Here is a 23,473-nt window from a genome sequence, read left to right on the forward strand (position 1 = left end):
GTTGGGTCAGCCTGCTCCGAGCGCGAACTGCTCGCGCAGCAGTGCCTCGTGGAGTCGGAGGGTGCGTCCGTCGGGCAGGGTCTCCAGCGCCTGGACTCCGTCGTAGTTGAGGAGCTGGCGCAGGACGGCGGCGAAGCCGTCGCCTCGGGTGGTGGGCATCCCCGCGCGCTGGGCGAGCGCGGTGACGGGCAGAGTGCCGCCCGCCTCGAGCAGCGCGGTGAGCGCCTTGTGGACCTGCTCTGGTTGGGGTTTGCGTGCCAGCCCGCCGAGCTGTGCCTGGTACGTCTCGGAGTCGAGTAGTGCCATCACGAGCGTTTCGGTCCGGGAGACCAGAGTCGCCGTGAGCAGGGCGTCATCTCCCCCAGCGGTCAGCTCCACGTCGAAGAGAGCGTCGTGCGTCCGGGCGAGTTCCGCCTGCTTCTTTTGAGTCCTCGCCGTCGTCTTCTTCGCAGCAGCTGCCGGAGCCGGGCCGGCCGCCTGAAGTGTTCGCTCGGCCGGCAGTAGTCTTCCGGCCTCTTGCGGAGCCCACCAGGTGGGTCGCTGATCGCCCAACTCCCGCCAGTCCTTGGGGGGTTCCGCCCCGAACGGCAGGAAGGCGAGGACGGGAATGGTGAACTCGGCGAGGGAGGCCCCGCCGTGGTAGCCGGCCTTGAGTGCGGTGTAGCGGGAGTCGGCGTCCCACAGCGCGACGATGGATGCGCCGGGCTCGGGCCACACCACGCGCGGTCCGGACAGGGCGATTTCCCGTTCGGCGAGTGGGCCGGTGCCGGGCGGGCGGTGTCGGGCGGAGGCGGGGTCGATGGTGGTGTCGGTCTTTGTTCCGTGGCGGTCGATGACGTGGCCGTGGTCGCTGGTGACGATGACGGCCATGCCCTGGGCCGCCGCGATGCGCAGCAGGTCGCGCAGGCCGGGGACGTCGTCGACGCGCCAGGCTCCATCGCCGAGTTTTTGTTCCTTGGCGAGCCGGTCGTCGATAGCGTTGAGGACGACGGCGACATGGGTGTGGCCGTCGGTGAGTGCCTGTGCGAGCGCGGGGCCGAAGGTGTCGCCCGCACTCTCGGTGCGCAAATCGTCCTTGTGGAACACGGCGGCCGGGGCGCCGCCCCACAGTTTCAGGGTGGGGAAGAGGCGCTTCTCCTCTGCCTGGGTGCCCTTCATCAGGGTGCCTGCGAACAGGGAGGTTCGGGAGACGGCCGTCAGCGTGGGCAGTGCGGCCGCCATGGCCCGGCGGTGCGGGGCGCCCTCGGCGAGCGGGTCGAACTCCGCCCAGGAGCGGCGCAGTTCCTCGCCGAGTTCGTTCGCTATGGCCGCGCTCATGCCGTCCAGGAGGAGCAGCAGTACCCGTCGCTCCTGGTCGTGGCGGACGACGGGCCCGACCACGCGCTGAAGGAAGGTCTCGACGGTGAGCATGCTGCCGGGCTGGGTGCCGGACTGCGTCCAGGAGGCCAGCGAGCGGGCGAAGGATGCGTCGATCTTCCGCCGTCGGTCCCTGACGCGTGTGCCGAGGGTGTCGTAGGCGGCCTTGAGGACGGGGTCCGGGTCGCCGCCGGCCTCGATGTGTTCCAGGGCGAGATCGGCCCAGCCGGTCTCGGCGACGTGCCGCTGTATGGCGTCGGCCACCGTGGGGGTGTCGGCGGGCGGGTCGGTGGCCAGCCAGCGTGCGAGGCGCTGTCCCATGCGGGCGCGTTCGATGCGGGCAGACTCCTCCGGCTCGGTGGCAAGCCGGTGGTCCTCCAGGTTCCGGACGGCGTTCGTGACCGCGCTGGTGTCGCCTGACGTGAGGGCCTGGCCGACGGCGGTGAACCGGGCTTCGAGTCCGCCGCGCAGGATGGGGCTCGTCCCCATGGCCTGTTCCGCGCCGAACTGGCGGGCCAGCACGGCCGCCCGGTCCAGGACGGTGCCGGTGGTACGGCGTGCCTCGCGGGCCCGGTCCGCGTCGCTACCCCCGTTGCGGTGTCCTGCTGCCAACAGCGTGGTCACGTACTCCTCGGCGGCCCGGCCGAAGACACTCACCAGAGCGTCGAGTTGTTCACCGATCGCGGGGGGCTGCTCGCCGAAGTAGCGTTCGGCACGCCCGCGTGCCTGGTAGGTGGCGGGGGCAGGCTCGGCGTGCTGCCACAGGGTCGCGCACACCAGGCCGAAGGCGGCCGCGTCCGCTCCGCGTTCGGCGTCCACGAGGGCGAGCAGGGCGCGTCCGGCAAGGCCGGCCTGGTCCTCCTCGCCGAGGAAGCCGCTCAGTCCGGCGCGTTCGGGGCCGCGCAGGTTCAGTAGCCGCTCGGGGGCGCCGGGCCGGGTCGACCAATGCAGCAGAGCCTGTGCGTCGAGCCGGTCATCGCCAAGTTGCCAGGTGCCGCCCTCGGTGTCGTAGCGGCCCAGGCGCAGGCGGCGCTGGGCGAGCGCGGTCAGAGCGTACTGCCGTGACAGCCAGCCGCCGGGCACGGGCGGCCAGCCGCCGGGCGGGGTGGCGTCGAGGAGGGCTTCGGCGGCGAAGTTGACGTCTTTGAGCCGGGGGTCGATCTGCCGGGCGCCGAATGTCTCGCGGACGACGTCCCAGCTGTCGACGGTGTCGATGCGGAGTTTGTGGACGCGGGCGAGGATCGCCGGGTCGAGTTCGTTTGGCTCGCGGTCGGTGAGGACGACCAGGACGGCAGGGCCGGGCCGGCGGCCCGCCAGGTGGTCGAGGACGAGTTCGTGGACAGCGAGTGGTGAGGGCGCCACTGCCACACCGGCCGTCCGTCCCTCGCCCCAGGCGGGTTCGGCAGGGCCGTCCCACTGGGGCGTCGACCGAAGCAGCACGACCCGGCGCCTGGCCCCGCCGTCCCCCGTCAGGGAGGTGGCGAGGGAGGACTGTGAGGACAGGTACTGGGTGATGGTCGCGGTGTTCAGCCGGACAGCGCCAGCAGCGGGCGCGGCTGCAGTGACAGCACTCATCGGTCCTCCTCCACGACCCGCCAGGAGAACTCGATGACCGTTCCAGGTTCCACGTCCGTCAACTGTCCGAGCTCAGCATGGAAATCAGCGACGACACGCTCCACCGTGGTGCGGCCTCCGCCAGAACGCTTGCCTGCACCCCTCCTTGGGGAGGGCGTCTCCTGCGAGGTGTAGGGGATGCGCGGATCACTCGTCGACGTGTTCAGGGACAGGTCATCCGCGGTGGGCTGGACCGGAGCAGGCGCGGGCGGGGTAGCGGCGGCCTGGCTGCGCTTGATCAGAGCGACGACCTCACGCTGAGTGCGGGCCAGGGCGTCGCGCAGGTTCGCCGTGCGCTGATCATCGCGGGCCACGTTGCGCAGCGAGTCGAGCAGCGCCTCACCCTCGGGGCCGAGCCCGGCGGCCAGTTCCAGGGTGCTCCAGGGCGCGGAGGCGACGGCCTCCGCGACCGTGCGGGCCTGCTTGATGGACGTGCCGTACCGGTCGGCGCTGGTGGGGCCCAGGTCGAAGGCGGCGAGGGCCTCCACCGTCTTCTTCGCCCCGGCCGCGCCTTTGCCGGCCTCCGCGGTGAGCGCATCCAACAGCTGCAGACAGCGTCGGGCGAGAGCGAGCCGTCCGGTGTCGGCGCTCTGGTCAAGGCCGAGGAAGGAGGCGTGCGCCTCCAGTTGGTGTACCAGGTCGGCCGCGTGGTCCCGGTGGGTGCGGGCGGCCTCGATGATCTGGCGGGCGAACTGGTTGATCATGCGGCCGCGCCACAGGGCGGGCGGCTTCTGCCCGAAGATCGTCTCGAAGCGCTGGCGGGCGGTGTCCCAGTCGGCTTCGGCGGGCCGCGGCTGGCTGCGCAGCGCGTCGTGGTCCTTGATCGCGGACAGTTCGGGCGCCGGGTCCAGGACGGTCCCGCCGCGCACCCACACCCGGTCGTCCATCTCCGCGAAGGCGGCGACGACAAGCCTGGCAGGGAAGTCCGGCAGGCCGCGCGGGTCGGGCTTGTCCGTCCAGTCGGTCAGGGTGATCAGGGACAGGTCCCCGGTGACGCCCTGGGCGCTGGCGAGCTGGCGGAAGTGGTCGGCCCAGTAGCGGGACAGCTCGAAGTACGCCTCCTTCTGCTGCCCAAGACGCAAGGGTCCGGCGATCCGCTGCATGAGCTTACGGTCGCCGGCCGGGACCTCGATTCGCCCGTCGCGGGCCTCGGCGGCGGCCCGCACATGGGTGAACACCTTCTTGGTGTCGGTGGCCTTGACGGCGATACCGCTGGCATCGGGGTCCAGGTCGGGGTGCGCCGGGTACTGGTGGGCAAGCAGCTTGCCCGCGACGTGCCGGATGCCGTCGTGCAGGCTCTGCCCGAAAGACAGGGTGAGACCGTCCACGTCGGGCAGCGCGACGAGGTGGTCGTCGAAGTCCGGCACGACGTCGGCGCTCTGCTTCTGCGCGAGGCCGTACGCCTGCTTGAAGGCACCCTTGACCTGCTTGAGCAGAGCCTCCCGCTGGGTTTCGAGGAGGCCCTTGGCACGGCTTCGGTTATCGGCGTTGAGGTGGCCGGCGTACTGCGTGTCGAAGCGATGCTCGTCGGCGAGAGCCTTGTCGATGACAACCAGACGGCGGAAGTCGGCGAAGCGCTGCGCGGACAGGTGCGCGGGCAGCCAGGCGATCGTGCGGGACCGCTCGCCCTGCTGCCGCTCGCGCAGCCGCCGGATGCGATTGACGTCCTCGACCGGACCCCACTCGCCCTCGTCGAAGGGGAGGTCGATAGCGATCCGCCAACGGCCCTCGTCCTGCGGCATCAGGTCGTGATCGGGCAGCTCGTCCTCATCGGCGACATTGCCGAACACGATCTCAGCGGTGCGGGCGGTGCCGCGCCAGGTAAAGCTGAGCTGGTCGCTCAACTGGCCGTGCTCGACGCCCAGTTCCTCCGACAGCAGGCGCCGGGCGAGCGCGACCCGGTTGCCGGGGTTGTCGTTGACCTGGGCGTTGGCGATGACGGAGTCCACGTCGACGCCGGACAGCTCCAGCCGCACGCCGGGGTTGGCGTCGGTGCCGGTCTCCTTGATCTCAGGGAAGCGGGCCGCCCACTCGGCGACCTTGTTCTTGATGATGCCGACCTCGGCGCCCGGGATCGGCGCGAGGACCGAGCCGTGGTTGAGCGCACCGAGCCGGCGGATGGTCAGCTCGGCCAGGGAGGGCACGCTGGGCGCGAGCGCCGACAGCAGCAGCGTGCACACCAGCCGGTTGTCGCCGACGAACATCCGGCACCGGTTGCCGCGCTGCAGGTCGGTGATCGCCTCGGGCCGGTTGAGGTACTCCTCGACGTCGTCTTCGGTGATGTCGTACGCGCTGAGCAGATACGGGCGCAGCTTGTTCGTGTACAGCTTGTCGGCGGCCTCGAAGACGACCTTCAGACTGTCGGTGAACGGCTTGTCACCGCCCTCCGCAATCACCGGGTAGAGATCGCCGACCGGGATGAGTTGCCCGAGGCGGATCTCGTTGCGGTGATCGGCCAGGAGCTGGCCCATCAGCTTCAGACCGGTGCGGGAGCGCTGCAGCGCGGACGAGATGTGGACGAGGGTGTCCATGAACGCCGGCGAGAACGGATACGTCAGCCTAAACGACTCCGCGTCCGCGCCGGTCGTGCCCTTCTCTGAGCCGAGCAGGGTGTCCCACACTTGCGAGCCGACCCGCTTGGTCTGCTCGAAGGCCGCGTCGACGAGCCTTTCCGCCTCGGCGTCCTTGGGCTTGAGGAGACGGGCGTGAGCAATCTGCGGGAGGTTGCGGTCCTCCAGAGTGATCTTGTCGAAGCGGCCGGAGGCCAGGTTCAGGGTGTCCTGGATGGACGACTCCGCCGCACCGGACACCTCCTCGCCGACCAGCTCGCGCAGGTCGCGCTGGCGAGCGATCAACGACACGACGGGAATGGCGCGGCGGGCGTCACCGCCCTCCACAAAGTTCGTGATCTTGCTTGCCTCGCGCGCGACGAACTTCTGCTCGTGGATGAGGGTGGCAAGCCACAGGATCAGCTCGTCCAGGAACAGGATCAGGCCGTCGTAGCCGAGCGACTTGGCGTGCTCGGCAATGACGGACAGCCCCGCGTCCAAAGAGATGAAACCGTGCTCATCCTCGGCGGCGTTCTTCGCAAAGCCGGGCAGCAGGTTGGTGCTGGCATCGTTGACCAGCTTGGCCCGCAACTCGGCCGGGGTGGAAGGGTTACGGAGGTTGAGCGGGGTGCCCGCCTCGTGGTTCTCCTCGGCCGCAAGAGCGGTATCCAGGAGCTGCGGGGTCCAGGCGAAGCCCTCACCCCACTCGTCCTCTTCGCCGTCATCCGCGTCGCTACTGCCGCCCAGGCCGCGGATGATGGCCTCATCGCCCGTACTGGCGCGCAGCGCACGAATGTCGGCGAACAGGGAGTCGGTCCGGTACACCTGCGGGGTCGGGGCGTCCGGGTGCAGCTTCTTGACGTGGTGCACGTACCCGCCGAGCACCCTCTGCTCGAGAGCCTTCGCGCCGAGCATGTGATACGGCACCAGCAGGAACTTCTTGCCATCCGTGCTCAGCCACTCGTGCTTAGTCAGCACCGGGTCAAACTCCGTGCGGGCACGGGCAGCCGGGTTGCCGCTGAGCAACGCGTACAGCACGGCCATAAAGTGCGACTTACCGGAACCGAACGAACCGTGCAGATACGCCGCCTTGGAACGCTGCCCATCCAGCGCCGACTTGATCAGGTCCAGCGCCTCGTCGAAATTCTCCAGCAGCCGCTCAGTGACGACATAGTCCTTGAGCGCATGCTGGGCACCCTCAGGCGTGGTCGCCTCAGCGAGGGACAGCACGAAGTCCGAGGTGGAGATGGACTTCTTGATGTCGATGACATCGCGGAGGAGGGGCTGCTGGGCCATCTTGGGTTCTCGCTCTCCTTGCGGACGTGTGGCGTGCGGTAGGTGGTCAGGACGGTGGGGGCGGGGCCGAGGTCAGGGCCGGGCAGCCGTTGGTGGAGCGGGCTTGTCCGCGCCCTGACTCTGCTTCTGTTGCTGCTACTTCTTCACGGCGGCGCGGCGGCCTCGGGTTGCAGCCTGAGGCCGCCAAGTGCGGAGGTCGTCGTCGGTGAGTCCGTGCCCACCCTGCATCTGCTGGCGGTAACCAGCGAAAAAGTCCGCCGGGGAACCGCTGTAGAGCATGTCGAACTCGCTGTGCCACTGATACAGCCACGGCTGCAGTTCCAGCAGCCCGGCGAGGAACGGCGTGATCTCCTCGGCGGTCAGCGCGGTGTTGGTGAAGTACGTTGCGAGGGCCTGCGCCTGCTCCCGGTGGTCCCAGCCAGCCCACCCGTACAACTCGGGAGTGGGGGCGTTGGTCTGCCCATAAGAGATGAACCGCTCCTTCGGCACGTCGAGCTTGCCGCGCGCCTTCCAGTAGGAGGTGCGCAGGAAGTCGGCCGAGGTGTACTTCGGCGGCACGGGGGTGGAATCCCGAATCTTCCGCTTGGCGGGCTCGTCGGGCGCGGCATCCTCCTTGCGCTGGAGTTCCCACACCTCTTCCCAGTCCGCGCGCTTCTTCAGGCCGGACGGCTTGTAACGCAGGGCGGAGAGGAACGGCACGTGCTCATCTGTGATCAGCTCGGCGACGACCTTCGCCAGCTCCTTGCGGGGCGCGTAGAGCTTGGCAACGGAGACGAAGTCCTCGTCACGCGAGAGCGCGTCGGTGAGGCGCGACAGGGTGAGGATAGTGGGCTGACTGTTCTCGTCGAACCAGTGGTCGCGGTTCTCCATGCGGTCGAGCAGCCAGGAGCGCAGGGCCTTCCCCTGGAGTACGTCCCAGCCCTCGGTAGCCCAGCGACGCTTGTACTCGGGACGCTCGACCATGCCGATGGCTTGGTTCGACTCGATGGCGTCGATCCGCTTCTGCACGATCTCCCGGTAGGGAGCGGGCCAGTGAGCGGGAATCTCCGTGATGGGGGTGGAGTTGTGTCGCTTGAACCACTCGTCGCTGGCCTCGCCTGCCTCGACCCGGCGGGCCAGGACGATCTCAAAGGCGCGCTCGCCCAGGGCGAGTTCGGGGATGTTGCGATCGTCGGTGTCCTCGGAGACCCGGAGGTCTTCGGGGTGGAGATTGTAGAGGGAATAGACCTGCCAGTCCAGTTCCTCTTGAAGGGCGATCATGCGAGCGCGAGTACGCATCCAAGCACTGCGCGCCTCACGAAGGCTTGGAGTAGTCAGCTCCTTGTCAACTAGGGCATAGGGCGCAAGATCTGCCAGCTTACGCGCAAGATCTTCGAGGATTACCGCCAAGTCTGTGGGATAGGAGCCAGGCAGAGGAAATTTTTCCACATTTGAGCCATTGAATGCGAAGTGATTCTTCCATGCTTCGCTACCCATTGCCGCATATCCAGCATCAACGCGCGCCCCACCCCCTTCCCCCTTGTTGTGACACATCATCTTCAGCCAAATGCATGCAGTAGAACTGTTTAGAAGCCCCAGAAGATTGAAGTGATCCTCACTCCTGGCGCTCGCAGGCAACTTAATCACTGGAGCGGTACGATTGAATACCTTATCGCCACGATCAAGCGAAAAGTGATTATGGGTAGCCACTTCACCCAGGGCAATAGCCCATTCATGGGCACCCTTATCCTTGGGAATCTGATGCCATTCCCACCAAGGGCGCCCATCACGAAAGTAGGTGCCACCAGAGAAAGTGGCCCGATTTCCCAACTCGGTTCGCCAAGGCCAAAGCCATTGACGCAATGCGGGAAATCCTTCCAGCCGGGCGAGCTCCCTGTCTTTGCTATAGGGGTGGAACGCAAACACGCCCTCGCCGCTGAACCCAAAATCGCGTACCTCGTCGCCGATTACTAGGCGTCGAATGTAAGACTTCTCTGCGCCAGCCTTACGGTATGCGCCAATGGGAGCCGTCATAACATCATCCGACCCCAGGACCCCGTAGAACCCAATGCGCGATACGACTTGATTCAGCGAGAAATTCTTCGCTTTATTAATTTCTTCAATAATTTCCATTCCTCCGGCTGTAAGCATCCATGGATGCTTTACATAACTGTCGCGCTTCAAATCGTCGACCGTTACCCACAATCCCTTATGGCCCGGGGAATCAATATGCTCTACGATATCTCTCCAAACCTTTCCGTCCGCCGGGTTGCAACGGGAGAACGGCTCTCCTTGAACGCTCCTTACCGTTCGAACAACTCCCGACCTTCCTGTGATACAACGGCGACCGACCAGGATTACTGTAGGTGTGCCGTGGCCGGGGATATACGCTCCAGAGGTGTCGATCACTTCCGTCAGTTCCACTCTTTGGGCGAAGTAATCTTCGATCAATTTACTCCCGAACTCGCGCTTCATGAACGAGTTCGCGGTAATTTGACCCACCAATCCGTATCCTCGCCCCTCGTCATCTCCTTGTTTAGCCAACTCGAAGAACCGCTGAGCGAAGGGGATTGACAACGCATACTTTCCTGCGCAGGCGTCGTAAAGTTCCCGGTATAGAGCGTTAAGCTTCTTGTCCTTCACAGTGATGTACGGTGGATTCCCGACCACCACGTGGTAGCGCCCCTGCTGCAGGATTCCCGGGTGCTCGTGCACGTCTTCTGTGGCGTAGGTGAATGAGGCCAGCTGATCATCGAGGTCGTCCTCGTCCCCTCCCAATGTCAGCTCAAGCTGCCGCGCCTTAATGAGGGAGTCACCCACCGCCAAGTGGATCGGCCACTCGTACCCCGCAGCCTCCGCCATTGTCCGCACGCCGCTTGCCGCCATCGCCGCAACCAACAGCCGGAAGCGCGCAATGGCCACCGCGAACGGGTTGATGTCCACACCGTGCACGGAGTCCAGCGCAGCCCGAACCCGCTCATGCACATCACGCCCAGGCCGGCCCTCGCCCCACAGCCGCACCAACCGCCGAAACGCGCTCAGCACAAAGTGCCCCGACCCACACGTGGGGTCGATCATCTTCAGTTCCTCGTACCCGAACTCCCGCACCGCCGGGTTCATCGTGCGGTCGAGGATGAACTCCTCTACGAATTCCGGTGTCTGGAGCAGCGCGTATGTCTTCCGCGCGGCCTCGCTCAGGTCCTGGTACAGGTCGCCCAGGAACCGCGTGTCCCAGCCCTTCGTGCCATCCTCGTTCAGCGGGTCGGTGAAGTCGTGGACAAGGACGCCCTCCCCGTTCCGCTGCCGCCAGAACTCGACCAACTCCCGGGCCCCGTCGTGCGAGAGCGGGATCTGGTAGAGCGGGTTGTGCCGCTTGTCGAAGAGTAGGCGGCCGGCCTGGCCTGTGCCCAGTTCATCGAAGGCCTTCTCCAGCCAGCCGCGGTATGTCGGGTTGTCGTCCGCCTCGACGTACGCGTCGTACCGGGACTCCGCCAGCTCGCGCCGGTCGCCGTCCGGCCCGGTCAGGTAGGGCTCGGGGATCAGCTGGTTGTCCTCGCAGAACCGTACGAACACCGTGCCCAGTACCCACGCCACTGCAACCTGCGTGATTCGCTCGTCCAACCACGCGTTCCAGGTCGCCGCCGTGCGCCCGAGTTTGCGTGCCTGGTTGTACTCGGCCTTCAGTCTGGCGCCGACCTCGCCCAGCGCCTTGACCTGTCGCCCGAGGTCAGCTTCGACCGCCGTGACCTGCTTCTTCAGGTCGTTCAACAGAGCCTTGCGGTCGATCACTTGGCGTCTCCCTCGACACTACTTGCCACAATCTCGCCGGACCCGCGGTGGGCGTTGCCCACCCAGGTGTCCGGAAGCTGGATCCACTCCCCCAGGCCGGCCTGGTAGGGCACGGCTACCTGCCCGAGCCGCGGCTCGCGCGAGGGGTCGCTCTGCGGGACCAGGAGCCACAGGCCCCGTCCGCCCTGTCGGGCCGCCGACGCCAGCCGGTCCAGGACGCCCATCGCGTCGTAGCGGGCAAACACCCCGGCCTCCGCCAGCAGGAGGGGACCCGTCACACCCCCGCCGTCGTTGGTCAGCAGGTCGACGATGCGGGGCTCGACCGAGCCCCACGCGGTGCGCGCGTACTCGGCGAACCGCACCGCGCCCTTCGATCCCGGCTCGGCGGCGTCCGCCTTGAGCAGGGTCTCCCAGGTGGGCTTGGTTCCGGGCGAGACCTGCGCGTGCAGGGCTTGAAGGAACAGTTCGGTCACCGACAGGGCCTGCGCGCCCAGCCGTTCACCGCCCAGTTCCCGCACCGCGTCGCGCACGAGCTGCTGGCGTACGGTCAGTACCCGGTAGCCGTCCCGGCGGGCCGAGGCGAGGAGGCGTTCCTCCGCGCGCACCGCGCTCGCGAGCTGGGGGTCGTCCGCGTACCGCGTCACTGTGCCGGTGCGGGTGGACTGGCGCCATGCGCCGGTGGTGAGGTAGCTGGAGGTGTCGTCGATCCGGGTGGGCAGGTAGCGCAGGGTGCCGGTGTCCTCGCGCATGCTCAGCGAGAGTTCGAAGCCCGCGTTGCGTAGGGCCTTGGTGAGCGGTCCGCCGGTGGGCAGGTCGTGGGCGGTGGCGCCGCGCCCGTCGGGGACGACTAGTTCGGGGAAGCGGGCGCGGATGCGTTCGTGGACGTCCTCGCCGGTCAGGCCGGGCTGGCGGCCTTCCGGCATGCCCGGGATCCAGCGGACGAGTCCGGCTTGGGTCAGGCGCAGAGTCCGGACGAGCGGCAGGTCGCGGGGGTAGATCTCCAGGCGTGGGGTGGCGGCGGCGTTGACGGACGCGGCGGCGGCCAGTTCGACCATGCGTCGCTCGTCCCAGTCGACGGCGCCTGGCGGCACGGTCAGCGCACTCAGTTCGGCCAGGACGGTCGCGGCTGTGGGCAGGGTGTCGAGCTTGGCGAGCCGGTCGGCCGTGCGGCCGAGGCGGGTCGCGTAGTCCAGCAGGCCTGGCGCGGTTGGGGTATCGGGGGCGTCGTTGTCGCGCACGTCGAGGGCGAGCAGGCCGGCGCCGAGGGACTCGTCGGTTGCTTTGCGGTTCGCCTGGTGCTGGAACTCGGCTTCCTGCGGCACCAGTTGCTCGGCTTCGACGACGGCCCGTACGGCCGCCAGGGCCATCGCGCGCCGCTGCTCGCGGCCGGCGAGGTGGGTGCCGCGGCGGACGGCGAGGGCGTCTGCGATCTCCACGGCGGAGGCGACGCGGCCCATGCTCACGAGCAGGTCGATAATCTCCTCCCGCAGTGCCTGGACGGTGGGCTCCGCCTTCCAGCGCTTGCGCTCCTCCTTGAGCATCTGCGGGATGCGGCCGTGGCTGAGGCCGAGCGCGTCGGCGACGTCCTTCTGCTTGGGCCATACGCCGATGTCGGGCAGGACGCCGTGCTCGTCGGGTAGGCGCAGCAACAGCCGTACCATCTCCGCCTTGTTGCGGTTGGAGCCGTTGTTGTTGATGGCGGGGACGAAGACGGTGGCGAGGGTGTCGAGGCTGACGGAGCGCAGCGTGCGCGCGGACAGTGCGGCCGCCGTGTCGCCCGTCGCGAGCTGGCCGGCGAGGGTCGACTCGGCGGCGGTGAGCTGCTCCAGCTCCTCCTTGGCCTCTGCCCGTCCCTTGGGGGTGAGTGGGGAGACGGGGATCTCGCGGAGCCGCTCGCCCCATTCGCGCTGGCGCTGCTGGACCTCGTTGCGGGTCTTGGCGCCGAGTCCGGGGGCGTTGACGAGCTTGCGTCGGCTGTAGTCGAGGAGTTCGCCGACGGTGGTGAGGTTCAGGCCGTAGAGGAAGGACTGGGCGGCGGGGGTGAGGCCGGAGACGGTCAGCGGGGTGTCGCGGGTGACTTCGGCGGCGAGCCGGTCGCGTTGCTGCTCGGCGGTCTCCGGCTCGGCGTCCGCGATGGCGACGGCGCCCTCGGCAGGCATCCCGTCGTCGGCGGGCGTGGCCGTGGGGGCGGGGTGGCGGGTGCGGTGGCTGGAGGGGACGGTCTGCGAGGCGTCGAGGAAGACCTTGCGCCAGGCATCGCGCATCGGCTTGAGCTCGGGGAACCGCTTGCTTGCGTCGCGGTGCAGGGCCTTTTCAAAGAAGGCGACGAGCCCGTCGCGTACGGCCGGGTCGAAGGCCTCGGCCGCGATCGTCGGGTACGGCCACTCCTTCGGGTCGGTCATGCGCGGCAGGAGGCTGCCGTCGCCCCACTTGGGCAGTTCGCCGGAGGCCATCTGGTGCAGGGTGACGGCGAGGGCGTACCGCTCGGCGTGCGAGTCGTAGGAGCCGCGGGTGATGACGTCGACGAAGGGGTCGAGGTAGCCGTCGGTGCCGGCGTCGGTGTTCTTCGCGGGGTAGCCGGCGAGGGAGAAGTCGATGAGGACGAGTTCGCGGGTGCGGTTGGGGCGGATACGGACGGCGATGTTGTCCGGCTTGATGTCGCGGTGCCAGACCCCCTCGCCCTCCAGGTGGTCGACGGCGCCGAAGAGGTAGTCGCCGTACGCCTCCAGTTGGTCGACCTGGAGGCGGCCGTGTTCGCGCAGCTGGCGGGCGACGGTCTCCTCACGGCGACGCGGGCGGGCGGCACTCTCGGCGCCTGGGCCGTTGTCGTCGCGTTCGTCGCCGACGTACTCCAGCACCAGGACGGTGCGGCCGGCGATGTGGAGCGGTTCGGGTTCGACGAGGCGGATGATGCGGGAGTCGGGGCGTAGGCGGCCCATGACCTCGGCCTCGCGGGCCAAGACTTCGCCGCGGTTGTCGGACAGGGCGACCTTCAGCACGGCCAGCGGGCGCATCTTGCGGGCCTCGGCCTGAAGGTCGCGGACGAGGAAGGCGCGGCTGGTGGAGCCGGTGCCCAGGCGGCGGCGGATCTCCCACCGGCCGGCGAGTACGTCACCGGCGACGGCTTCCAGCGGGTCCTTGTCGATGGCCGTGTCGTCTTGTTCGCTGGGTTCGTCGGGGGTGGTGGCTGCTGTGGAGGGGGCGGTCAGGGAGTCCTCGACGACTTCCAGCAGCTCCAGGAATTCATCCACGCTGGACAGGCGCTGGCCGGGTCGGTAGGCGGTGGCGGCCTGCACCAGCTCGTCCACGTCCTCGGACAGGCCGTCCACCAGGGAGCTGGGGCGCAGGCCCTCCCCCGCTTCCAGGCGGGCCAGGAGTTCGGCTTGGCTGGCGGCTGGGGCTTTGCCGGTGACCAGCAGGTAGGTGAGGACGCCGAGTCCGTACACGTCGAGGTAGACCGGGTCGGGGTTCAGGGCGGTGAGTTCCGGCGCGAGGTAGGCGTCGGCGTCGTCGGCCAGGTGCATGGCGGACAGCGCGGTCGGTGCGAACCGGGTCATGCCCTGGCCTTGCGAGGAGTCGCCGCTGCGTTGGGTGGCGATCTGCCAGTCGGAGATCTGCAGCTTCGGAGTGAGCCAGGCGGCCTCCTCCCCCACGGCCTGGCCCTTGCGGCCGCGCGGGCGGGGGACGACGAGCACGGAGCGGGCGGCGAGGGCTCGGTGGTGGATGCGGCTGGAGTGCGCGGAGCGCATGGTCTCGGCGAGCTGGCGTACCAGCGCCATCCGGCCGAGGATGTCCAGCTTTTCGCCGTACTGGACCAGGTACTCGTCCAGCTTCAGGGTGTCGGGGTGGTAGTCGAAGATCAGCGCGGGGCCGGCGGCGTGACCGGAGGGGAAGTACTGCTTGAGTTCGACGGCGCCGGGGTGCTTGAACCGGCCCAGCACCGCGGCCTCGCGCCGGGCGGCGTTCTCAACGGACTGCCGCAGGGAGGCGTCGGAGCCGCGTTCGCTGAGGTAGATGCGGACGCGGGCGGCCTCGGGCAGGTCGCTGTGGCGGGCGAGGTAGTCCGCCCAGGTGGGCCCGGAGTCGAAGGACTTGCGCTCCAGTTCATACGGGCCGACCTTGTACTGCGCGTCGCTGCGGCGGATACCGATGCTCTTCAGGGCTGCCGCGATCTCGCGCGAGCTGATCGCGGTGATACGGCGCCGCTCATCACGCGGAGGAGCCTTCAGCATCTCCACCAGCTGGTCGACGGTGTACACGCCGTTTTGGTCGTGGGCGGGCAGCCGTACCCGCAGGCTGTTGTCGGTGAAGCAGACGGCCTCGGCGACCCAGACCCGCTTGGCGCCACTCTGCGCGAGCAGGCCGGCCAGTTCCTTGGCCTTGCGGTTGACCAGGTGCAGCGGGTTGCCGTGCGTGCGGCGGTGGCCACCGGGCGTGGTCTGGACCCAGGTGCCGTTCTCGGAGGTGACCGAGCCGTGCCAGTCCTTCAACTCGATCATGCACACCCCGCCGGGGGCGACGACCAGGAGATCGACCTCGCGGACGTGGCCGGTATTCGCGGTGAAGGTGAAGTTCGACCAGGCGCGCCAGGGATCGGAGTCCGGCAGTTTCTCTCGGATCGCTTCCAGGCCGCGACGTTCGTGATCGAACTCCGACTCGGTGACCGTGACCCACCGGCCGTCCCGCATGCCTGTTCCCCACTCCTCGAATTCCCTCAAGGGCAGCCGTTCCCCGTGGTCAAACCCTCAAGTACAGATCCTAGTGGCTGCCTGTGACATGAGAAGAGTCGGTGAAGGACGGGACTTCAGGACATAGAGCTCCCATGACCGAAATGGGGTGTTCTCTACAATATGCGCGTTGGCGTTCGGGCAGATTGGTCGGCCTGCCGGAACACCCCAGCACCGAAGGCCTCTTCGGCGGCAGTGACGGTCTACGGTTTCACCGGCTCGTCGGCACAGACGTCCTCATCACCGGATCGAAGCCGTACAGGCATACACCGCAGCCAGGTGTCCCTGTACGGCTGGTGCCCGTTATGAGGCGGTATCGCCGTACCGGGCGGGCATGCTTTGCCCGAGCGCTACCGCACCCTCACCGTCCGCCGATGCAGTCATCCTGGTGAGCCTGAGTACCTCATCGACACGGAACCGGGCAGGAGTGGGCGGCGTACATCGGCACCTCCTGCCCACTCACGCCGTCAGACGACGCCGGGTGGGCGCGGGCCTCCCCCGGCCCGTTGCGGAACCCACACATGCCCTTGGCCGTATCCGCCCCCCGATTACTCGCCTGCCAGCAGCCGTGCAACGACGCCGGCGGATGCCTCCAGTGCGGCGCCCAGAGGTGTATCGGTGAGCGCGGTGCGCAGTTGCTCGTACAGCCTGGCGGAGATCTGACCGGTGCGGGTGATCTCGTCCTCGGCCTCGGCAAGCACCGTCTGCAGCAGTTGTGTGTGCGTGCCGGGTCTCGACAGCGCCAGGTATGTGCGCAGTTCGCTCACCGCGTTGAGGGCGGCCTCGGCGGCTTCGTCCCGGCCTGCGTTGGGGCGCCAGCCGCTGCTCGCTGCAGGAGCAGGGTGGAGGTGGTCACCGACCGCGCGATGCAGCCTGGCCGCCGTGTCGCCGTCGACCTCGCGTGGGGAATCGAGGGGTTTCAGCGTGAGATCGGGATTCCATTCGATGAATCGGGGCCAGGCCCCGGACGAATGCTTTCGACCGGTGGGGCCATCGGCCTCAGGCCGGCCAGTGCGGTCCGAGCCAGCCATCCATTCCCGCAGTTCGTACTTGCGCTGCTGGAGACTGCTGGGATCGATGTCGATGACACCTTCGGCATCCCGTAGCAGGTGCGCGATCGTCTCGTCGTCCTTGCGTTCGTGCTGGTCGTCTGTCACGACTGTTCCTCCCCTCGCGGCCTGGCAGGCTCGGTGATCTGTAGGGGGCGACTTACCGCTTGACGCAGCGCTGCGCGGGCGATGGCTACGTGCTTGCGGACCCCCGACGGCTCGATCCCCAACAGTTCGCCGATCTGCGCCGTTGAGCGCTGCTCGACGAAGTACAAGATGGCCACCTGCCTGCGCCGCTCGGAAAAGCTACGGATCACCTCCCAGCAGCGTTCGAGATCGTCACGGGCCAAGATGACGTCGGCCGGATCCGGCGGAGGGGAGGCGTAGTGGCGAGCCAACTCGGCGCCCAGCCGGTTCAACCGCTGTGACCTGCGGATGTCGTCGATCCACAGATTGCGGCACACACGGCGCAACCATGCCCGGTGTCTACCTGCCTGTGCTTTCTGGGCTGTTGTGACCAAGCCCGCTCCGGTGAGGGAATCCCACTGCTGAGCCACCGCCATGAACGCCCGTTGCACCAGGTCCTCCGCGGCCGGCTGCGCGCCTCCCGTCAAGACCATGGCATAGCGCAGCAGCGGCACCGCTTCGCAGTTCCACAACGTGGAAACCTCACTGGCTGTCCGCTCGGAGATCCGCCGTCCGGTCACGGTGGCCCCCTTCCCTGACGTGCGCTCCCAGGCGGATCTCCATCGCAGGCCCGCCCCGGCCCCGCTGCTGTACCACCACCGTGCCGGGAGGCGCATGACACACCAGCGCCACCAGCGTGGCCCGGCGCCCCCGTTCAGCAAGCCACCCGCACCCACTCACCACCACCACGACCACGCAGACACCGAGCCAGGCACACCACGACGCCGCCGGCCACAGCCCCCACACCCAGCGCTCTACACCAACCGTCATGCCCCTTCATCGAATAAAGCCCCCCAAACGCTGCCACCCGGGCCCACATCCACGCCGCCCCACCGTCAGCCCGAACTCGCTTGCCCCTGTCGCCCCAGGACGCAACACCCCACGCACAGCCGGGCAGCAACCAACAGGAAGCCGCCGTGGGCAGGCGGACCAGTGACCGCGGGCCCTGCCAGGCCGGCTGGATCCGCCCCCGCAGATGGCCACGGCACCACACCTTGACGCATCCCGGCAGGGGCGGCCGCGTTTCCACACCACGCTGGGCCACTGCGCGCCCGGCTCCCGCACGGCATGGCGAATCAGCGCCGACGGGGGCCCGGGTGGCGTTGGCGGGCCTACCAACGCAGCGCCCACGTCACGTCGGCAACGTGAGGTGCGGTCTCACGCAGCGGGCGCGGGTGGGTTCAGCCAGGTGAGTTCCCTACCCAGCGCCCTTCTCTTCGCTCGAAGGTACTCAGCCGGTTACCCACCTGATGAGCGCGACCACGGCACCGGTCAGACCGCCGATCGCCGCAAGGATGGTCAGCGTGATCGTGACGACGTCGAACTTCGTTACCTTCTCGCTGTCGAGTTTGTCTGCAAGCTTCTCCACTGCAGCCGTGCGGTGCTTCAGTTCAGTGAAGGCCACTGCTGTCGCCAGGCTCGTGGACTCGGTCGCCAACTCCGCGGAAAGCTCGGCTCGCTCGCGCTCCAGTCGTTCGGAGCGTTCTTTTTCCATCGCGGCGTGCTCGTCGAGGACCTTGAGCAGATGCTGCCGTGTCTCTGGGTCGCTGACACTGGTGCTGACCTCTTGGCGGAAGTCCTTGATCTGCGCGGCCGGCCGCAGTGCGTTGATCCGTTCCAGGATCAGCGTCTTACGTTCCAGCAGGGTGGGGAGAATGCCCACCTCGTACAGGGTGTCGTCTGGATTGCTCGTCAGAACGGTCACCACTCTGCCGGCCTGCGCGACCAGTTCCACCCGCGCTACCGGGAATGAATCCGGGTGCTCGATCGCGGTGTTGACCCTCTCCAGCGAAGCCTGCAGCTCGGTGAGCGATTGCGCCCTGATCTGCTCGACGGTCAGTCTCAACTTGTGCAAGGTGGGTGCGAAGAAGCCGTCCGTGAGGTCGTCCAACGGTGCGTAATTCAGCCGTCCCATGTCACACCCTCCCTAGAAGCCATGCCACCGCCCCAACGCCAGCGAAGGCCGCATCCGGCGACCGGCGATCGAGCGGCTCCATGCACCTGCCGCTCACCCGTGTCACCTCGTGTCCGCATCCTGTCCGGTCACGACCAACGCCACGCGTTCACCGCTCGCGTTCAGAGGAAGAGTTGAGGATGGCACCGACAAGGACCAGCCGTGTTGCGCGACCGTGCAGGTGGCCTGAGGCGCCCTTTCACGGGCCGTTGTCTCGTGTCACTCTGCGGTCACGGACGGCGATGGGGGGCGCACAAGATGATTCGCTATGTGGCGGCGTTACCGGTCAAGCGCGGGGACGTGCGCGGCTTTTGTGACGTGGCGGCAGAGGTCGGCGAGCAGATGGCGGTGCTCTGGACGGTGCCCGTGCTGCGCACGCCCACCGACACACGACCATCGACACGCGAACGCATCAAGCACCTCACACAGGCGGCCAACCGACTGCGCGCCGTGAGCAGTTCGCGCCGCTGCTGGATCGACACCCAGCACGTGGAGGACGAGCCCGAGATGGTGGGCAGCACGCTGTGGAGCGCCTTCGGGCTGTTCACCACCGCCGCGCCCGTCACCAGCCCGTTTCGTACGCCACGCCAGCAGGCCCTGGCCGACGAGCTCGCCCAGTCCACCGGCAACGGGCTAGGACTGCGCATCGAGCGGGCACACGCGCCCACCGCAGTAGCCGTCGAGCAGATAGAGCAGTTGCTGACGCGACTAAAGACCGAGCCGGAAGAGACGGACGTGCTGCTCGATGTCGGGGCGCTGGATCAGCCCCAGCAGGCCCTCGCATGGGCTGCGCAAGCAGCCTCGCTGGTAGGCGCGTTACGGCCCTGGCGCACCCTCGTGCTGCTGTCGGGCGCATTTCCTGCCTCGCTTCAAGGGCTGGAGCGCGACATCATCAATCCCCTCTCCCGTCGCGAACTGGAGCTGTGGCAGAAAGTAGGCGAACACTCCGGGATGAGCGAGCGGCTGGTGTTCGGGGACTACTCGATCGTGCATCCGGGTAAGCCGGCGCAGCACACGACGGGCCCGGTGACGATCCTGGGCCGGGTGCTGTATTCCACGGCCGAGGACTATCTGGTCGTCAAGGGGCGGAACATGGCCGTGTACGGCACCGCACAGATGCCAACCCTGGTCTCCCGCCTCACCAGCGATCCCCGCTTCCGCGGGCGGGGCTTCAGCGAAGGCGAGCAGTATCTCGCCAACTGCGCCACAGGACAGGAGACGGCCGGTCCTCCGGAACGATTCATCCGGGCCGGCCACACCCAGCACCTCACCCAGACCCTGCGTCAGCTGGGCTAGCGGGCCGTTCCCGCGCAGCCAGAACGTGCTGGACACGTCCTGCCAACTCCTCCACCGGCAGCGCCTCGGCCAGGATCTGCCACAACTGGTAGCGGGGCAGGCGGCTGGTGGCCCCCCTCCAGCGCACTGCGTCCAGTTCGGCCAGCACTTCCTGGCGCCACAACAGGCGGGCCAGCGCCAACGGCTCAACGACGCGGCTGGGCTGTGCCGCCCGCACCGGGAGCAGACCGGACTGCCGGCGCCCGCTCTGGGCCAGCAACACACCCCACCAGGGAGAAATCAGCGCCGATGCGGCCGGCCAAGCCGCTTCGGTGGTCACCAGCCAGGAACGCGCGAAGATGCGGTCGTAGAAGGCGACCTGACGAGGCAGCCGATCCAACCGGTCCAGCGGGCCTTTGATCTCGAATCCGACCAGCTGCGGAGCAATGACGGCCACATCGGCCCGGGCCTCGCCGTTGCACAGCCCGAACTCTTCGCGCAGCACCGCCTGCCCCCATCCCGGCTGCCGCAGGATCCACTCCCGCACCGCGGGCCGGATATCACCATCCCGGGCCTGACTGCTGCGCATGCTCACCCCGGAACTTTAAAACGCCCCACCACCCACCCATCTCGGTATGCCGCCCGTGCTGCCGGGGCGGCGGTGCCTGCCAACTCTTTGACCCATCGCCCAGTGGATGCCGGGGGCTGCCGGCATCAGCCCGAGCGACGCCAACTGCCAGAGCGCAGAGCACGGCGCTCTCCTGCCCCGTGCCCTGGACGAGGTGGTCTGCGACGGTAGCCGCGACCTGCACTGGCGTGGGCTAGCTGAGATGACGCAGCACATGTCCGGGCAGCGTCCGGGCCTGCCTGCCGCAAGCCCCGTCGTACACGTGCCGTCTACGCCGAGCGCACGAGAGAGCGCAGCATGTCCTGTGTCTCCTGGTCGGTTGAGAAGAGGACGGTGCCCTGCATGCCGCGGGTGAGGAGCACTTTGTAGGTGTTGCGGATCAGGTGGGCGAACTCGTGCTCGGGGGCACGGGCGACGACGGTGTCCTTGCTGGACTTCTTGTCGGCGACCCATACGCCGTTACGCCACACGAGGTCGGGGCCGAAGATGACGCCGCTGACGTCGTATTCGAAGCCCTGTGCCGTGTAGATGCATCCCACCTGCGTGAACCCGGCCGGGTCAGTGGCCCAGAGGTCTTTCGAGGGGTAGCCGCCGATGGTGCGGTCCCCCTGCACGTTCCACGGACGCTTCCAATCCCACTGAGGCAGGTCGACATCGTCGACGAGAGCAACGAAGTTCTTGTGGTCATCGACAACCGGCTCGCTCCAGCGCCAGCAGAACCCCGCCGTCATACGCGCCTGCAGCCCGGCCTCCTGATGGGAGCGCAGGATCGCTTCGAGTTCCTGCGGGGTCTCGGCCACCGTGAGCGTGAAGTGGTCATCGCCTTCGAAGGGGATGGGGCCGCCCGGAATCAGGCCCAGCAGGCGCAGGACCCACTGTTCGTAGGCGCGGCTGCCGCCGCAGCGGAACTGTCCGTCGAGGTTCACGTGCCGGACGGTCAGGCCCATGGCCTTGGCCACCTGATCGATCTCGTGGACGGTTCCCATTTCGCCGGGGCGCACGACCTGGTGTTCGTCGAGCAGGAAGACCGGCACTCGGGCGGCGTCCAGGAGTTCTTCGATCTGGCGGCGGTTGCTGCGCTTGGCCTTGGAGGTGAAGCGGTGGTTGGAGGACTCCCGGATCCGGTGGGCCTCGTCACACAGCAGCACGTCCAGGCCGTTCTTCTCGGCGTGGCTGAAATGGTTGAAGTAGCCGAACAGCTTCCGGATACGGCCGCTGCCTTTGCCGGCGACTTTCTGCAGGGTGGTGGTGAACGACTTGGAGCCGGTGGCGTGGATGGCCGTCACCCCGGTGCGGTACAGCTCGCCGAGAACTTCGAGCGCAATGACGCTCTTGCCAGAGCCCGGACCGCCCGTGACGACGATGACTTCCTTGAAGTCGGACTGCTTCGCCTTCTTCACCGCCCGCATCACCAGCGAGTAGGCCACCTGCTGCTCGTTGAGCAAGTTGAACTGGGAGCGTTCCTGAATCTCCTGGGCCGCGACGGCCATCAGCTGCTTACTGGGCGCAATCTGCTCCGGGTGCAGCGTGTCCGCGGCGTGCGCGCCGGAGACGGGGGCAAGGCGTTCCTTGAGGAATTCTTGGAACTTTCCCTTGCTGGAGGCGGTGAACAAGCGGCCGTACGCGTCGGCCTGAAGGTCGAAAAGGCTGTCGACGCCGAAGTCCGTGGCGTTGTGCAGGAACGCGGCGCCGCTGATCCGGTGTTCGTGACCGTGGAGGGACTTGGTGAAGTCCGCGATGTGGTCGCAGTAGCGGCGTACCTGCGCGATGGGGTGCAGGCGGGCGGTGTTGCCCATGCCCTGCACCGTCACCAGGTCCTCGGCGTCCGGCACCGGCGCGACGGCCGTCCACTGCTTGAGCTCCACCACCACATACGACGGCTCACCCGTCACGGGGTGGGCGCCGGCCAGCAGGGCGTCCACCCGGTAGCTGGACAGCGGCACCGGATACTCGATGAGGACCTCGACGTCCCCCAGGCCCGCGTCGAGCAGAGTGTGGGCGAGCGCGGGAAGACTGTTGCCCCACGACCTCTTCTCACTCACCCCGGCCTCAAAGCCGTAGGTGAACCGGAACTGCGTGGCCAGGCTCTCCACCAGCGAGCCGCCACCCACCGCCTCCACCACAGCACGAGCAGACATACGCAGCAACGACACCAGACATCCCCCGGGCAGCACGAAACACCGTGCGCGGGTGGGGGCATGTCCGCAAACAGCAGAAGCCCGGCGGGCCGCGAAAAACAGAGATCACTCTAAACCCCGGCACTGACAACCTGCAGGGCCTCCCGGTAGCCGCAGCCCACGCTCCAGGCCGGCAGGTCGCTCTTGGGCTTCGGCTTCGACGATGTCGTAGAGATGGGTGCCATCAGCCCAGCGCTTGAGCTCCGACCGACCAGAACGATGGCGTGCCAGGCGGTGAAGGTGATCGCGGGCTGGGTGAAGCCACTGAGTCCGATCATGATGGGGTGGTGCGCTCCATGTTCGGGCCGGGGAGTTCCGTTGAAGGTCTGCACCTCCCGGGAGCCCACCGGGCGCGTGTACGGCTTGCACTGCAAGACCGACTTCCGAGCCCTGTCCGTCCCAGGCCACCCCGTCGGCTCCCAGGCGGCGCCTCTTCCACACCGTGGGGCGCCCGACGATCGCCGCAACCATGCAGTTCCCGCCCGCACTTGGCAGGCGGGACAGGTTGCGCGCAATCGGCTCGGGCTCCCGCGCTCGTCGGGCAATCCTGCGCAATCTCCCTGGCTCCGCCTCGCGTCCTGACCTGACACCAACGCACCGCAGGCGGCAGGAACCTCCCTCGGGTCCGGCCGCGCCCCTTCTCGTCGAATTTTGGCGTGCCACTCAGTCACGAGACGGTTGCGGGGCGTCTTTTTGGAATGTCTCCTGCCCAACAGAGGCCGTTCGTCGGCGATCGGGACGTTCACCCGTGCGAGGCCGCGGTGGATGAGCCCGGCGTCGTGGATCACGGCCGGCGCCTCGGCCAGGCCGACCACGAAGGCCACGGTCAGCTGCTCCAGTAGCCTCCTGAATGTTCTCGTTTCTCATACCGCTGCCGAGACCAGCGATGGTGCG

General features: G+C 67.8%; 11 protein-coding genes. 1 reads left to right on the plus strand and 10 read right to left on the minus strand.

The genetic code is table 11. The annotated features are described in order from the left end of the window. Positions 1-6: 6 nt before the first annotated feature. The 7 genes from pglZ to ACIBK0_RS45380 all read right to left on the minus strand — a co-directional run bounded on the left by pglZ (position 7) and on the right by ACIBK0_RS45380 (position 18,460). The gene (gene pglZ, locus ACIBK0_RS45350) at positions 7-2,931 is read right to left on the minus strand and encodes a BREX-2 system phosphatase PglZ (protein WP_399094263.1); all 2,925 of its coding nucleotides are present in this window, start codon (positions 2,929-2,931) and stop codon (positions 7-9) included. After that, positions 2,928-6,815: a phage resistance protein gene (locus ACIBK0_RS45355; RefSeq protein WP_399094266.1), complete on the minus strand. Its 3,888-nt coding sequence runs from the start codon at positions 6,813-6,815 to the stop codon at positions 2,928-2,930. The genes pglZ and ACIBK0_RS45355 overlap by 4 nt, the downstream gene beginning before the upstream one ends. Positions 6,816-6,950: 135 nt before the next feature. After that, the gene (gene pglX, locus ACIBK0_RS45360) at positions 6,951-10,583 is read right to left on the minus strand and encodes a BREX-2 system adenine-specific DNA-methyltransferase PglX (protein ID WP_399094269.1); all 3,633 of its coding nucleotides are present in this window, start codon (positions 10,581-10,583) and stop codon (positions 6,951-6,953) included. Continuing rightward, positions 10,580-15,271: a BREX system serine/threonine kinase PglW gene (pglW, locus tag ACIBK0_RS45365; RefSeq protein WP_399094272.1), complete on the minus strand. Its 4,692-nt coding sequence runs from the start codon at positions 15,269-15,271 to the stop codon at positions 10,580-10,582. The genes pglX and pglW overlap by 4 nt, the downstream gene beginning before the upstream one ends. 587 nt (positions 15,272-15,858) lie before the next feature. After that, a complete protein-coding gene (locus ACIBK0_RS45370) occupies positions 15,859-16,467 on the minus strand; it encodes a hypothetical protein (protein WP_399094275.1) in 609 nt (202 codons plus the stop codon). Further along, positions 16,464-17,066, minus strand: coding sequence for an RNA polymerase sigma factor (locus ACIBK0_RS45375; RefSeq protein ID WP_399094278.1), 603 nt, complete (start codon positions 17,064-17,066; stop codon positions 16,464-16,466). Before ACIBK0_RS45375 ends, ACIBK0_RS45370 begins: the two co-directional genes overlap by 4 nt. Before the next feature lie 710 nt (positions 17,067-17,776). Further along, positions 17,777-18,460: a hypothetical protein gene (locus ACIBK0_RS45380; protein ID WP_399094281.1), complete on the minus strand. Its 684-nt coding sequence runs from the start codon at positions 18,458-18,460 to the stop codon at positions 17,777-17,779. A 309-nt stretch (positions 18,461-18,769) separates the two neighbouring features. Between ACIBK0_RS45380 and ACIBK0_RS45385 the strand changes: the two genes are divergently transcribed. Continuing rightward, positions 18,770-19,795 carry a hypothetical protein gene (locus tag ACIBK0_RS45385; protein WP_399094283.1) on the plus strand — a complete coding sequence of 342 codons (1,026 nt, stop codon included), beginning with the start codon at positions 18,770-18,772 and terminating at the stop codon, positions 19,793-19,795. Here ACIBK0_RS45385 and ACIBK0_RS45390 read toward each other — a convergent pair. The 3 genes from ACIBK0_RS45390 to ACIBK0_RS45400 all read right to left on the minus strand — a co-directional run bounded on the left by ACIBK0_RS45390 (position 19,767) and on the right by ACIBK0_RS45400 (position 23,403). Beyond that, the gene (locus tag ACIBK0_RS45390) at positions 19,767-20,363 is read right to left on the minus strand and encodes a sce7726 family protein (RefSeq protein WP_399094307.1); all 597 of its coding nucleotides are present in this window, start codon (positions 20,361-20,363) and stop codon (positions 19,767-19,769) included. The genes ACIBK0_RS45385 and ACIBK0_RS45390 overlap by 29 nt on opposite strands. 308 nt (positions 20,364-20,671) lie before the next feature. Next, on the minus strand, positions 20,672-22,540 hold the full coding sequence (locus ACIBK0_RS45395) for a DNA/RNA helicase domain-containing protein (protein ID WP_399094286.1): 1,869 nt from the start codon (positions 22,538-22,540) through the stop codon (positions 20,672-20,674). Between the two features lie 110 nt (positions 22,541-22,650). Further along, positions 22,651-23,403: a restriction endonuclease gene (locus ACIBK0_RS45400; protein WP_399094289.1), complete on the minus strand. Its 753-nt coding sequence runs from the start codon at positions 23,401-23,403 to the stop codon at positions 22,651-22,653. Positions 23,404-23,473 lie beyond the last annotated feature (70 nt).

Source organism: Streptomyces sp. NPDC050564 (assembly GCF_044457265.1).
In the GTDB taxonomy this organism is placed as follows: domain Bacteria; phylum Actinomycetota; class Actinomycetes; order Streptomycetales; family Streptomycetaceae; genus Streptomyces.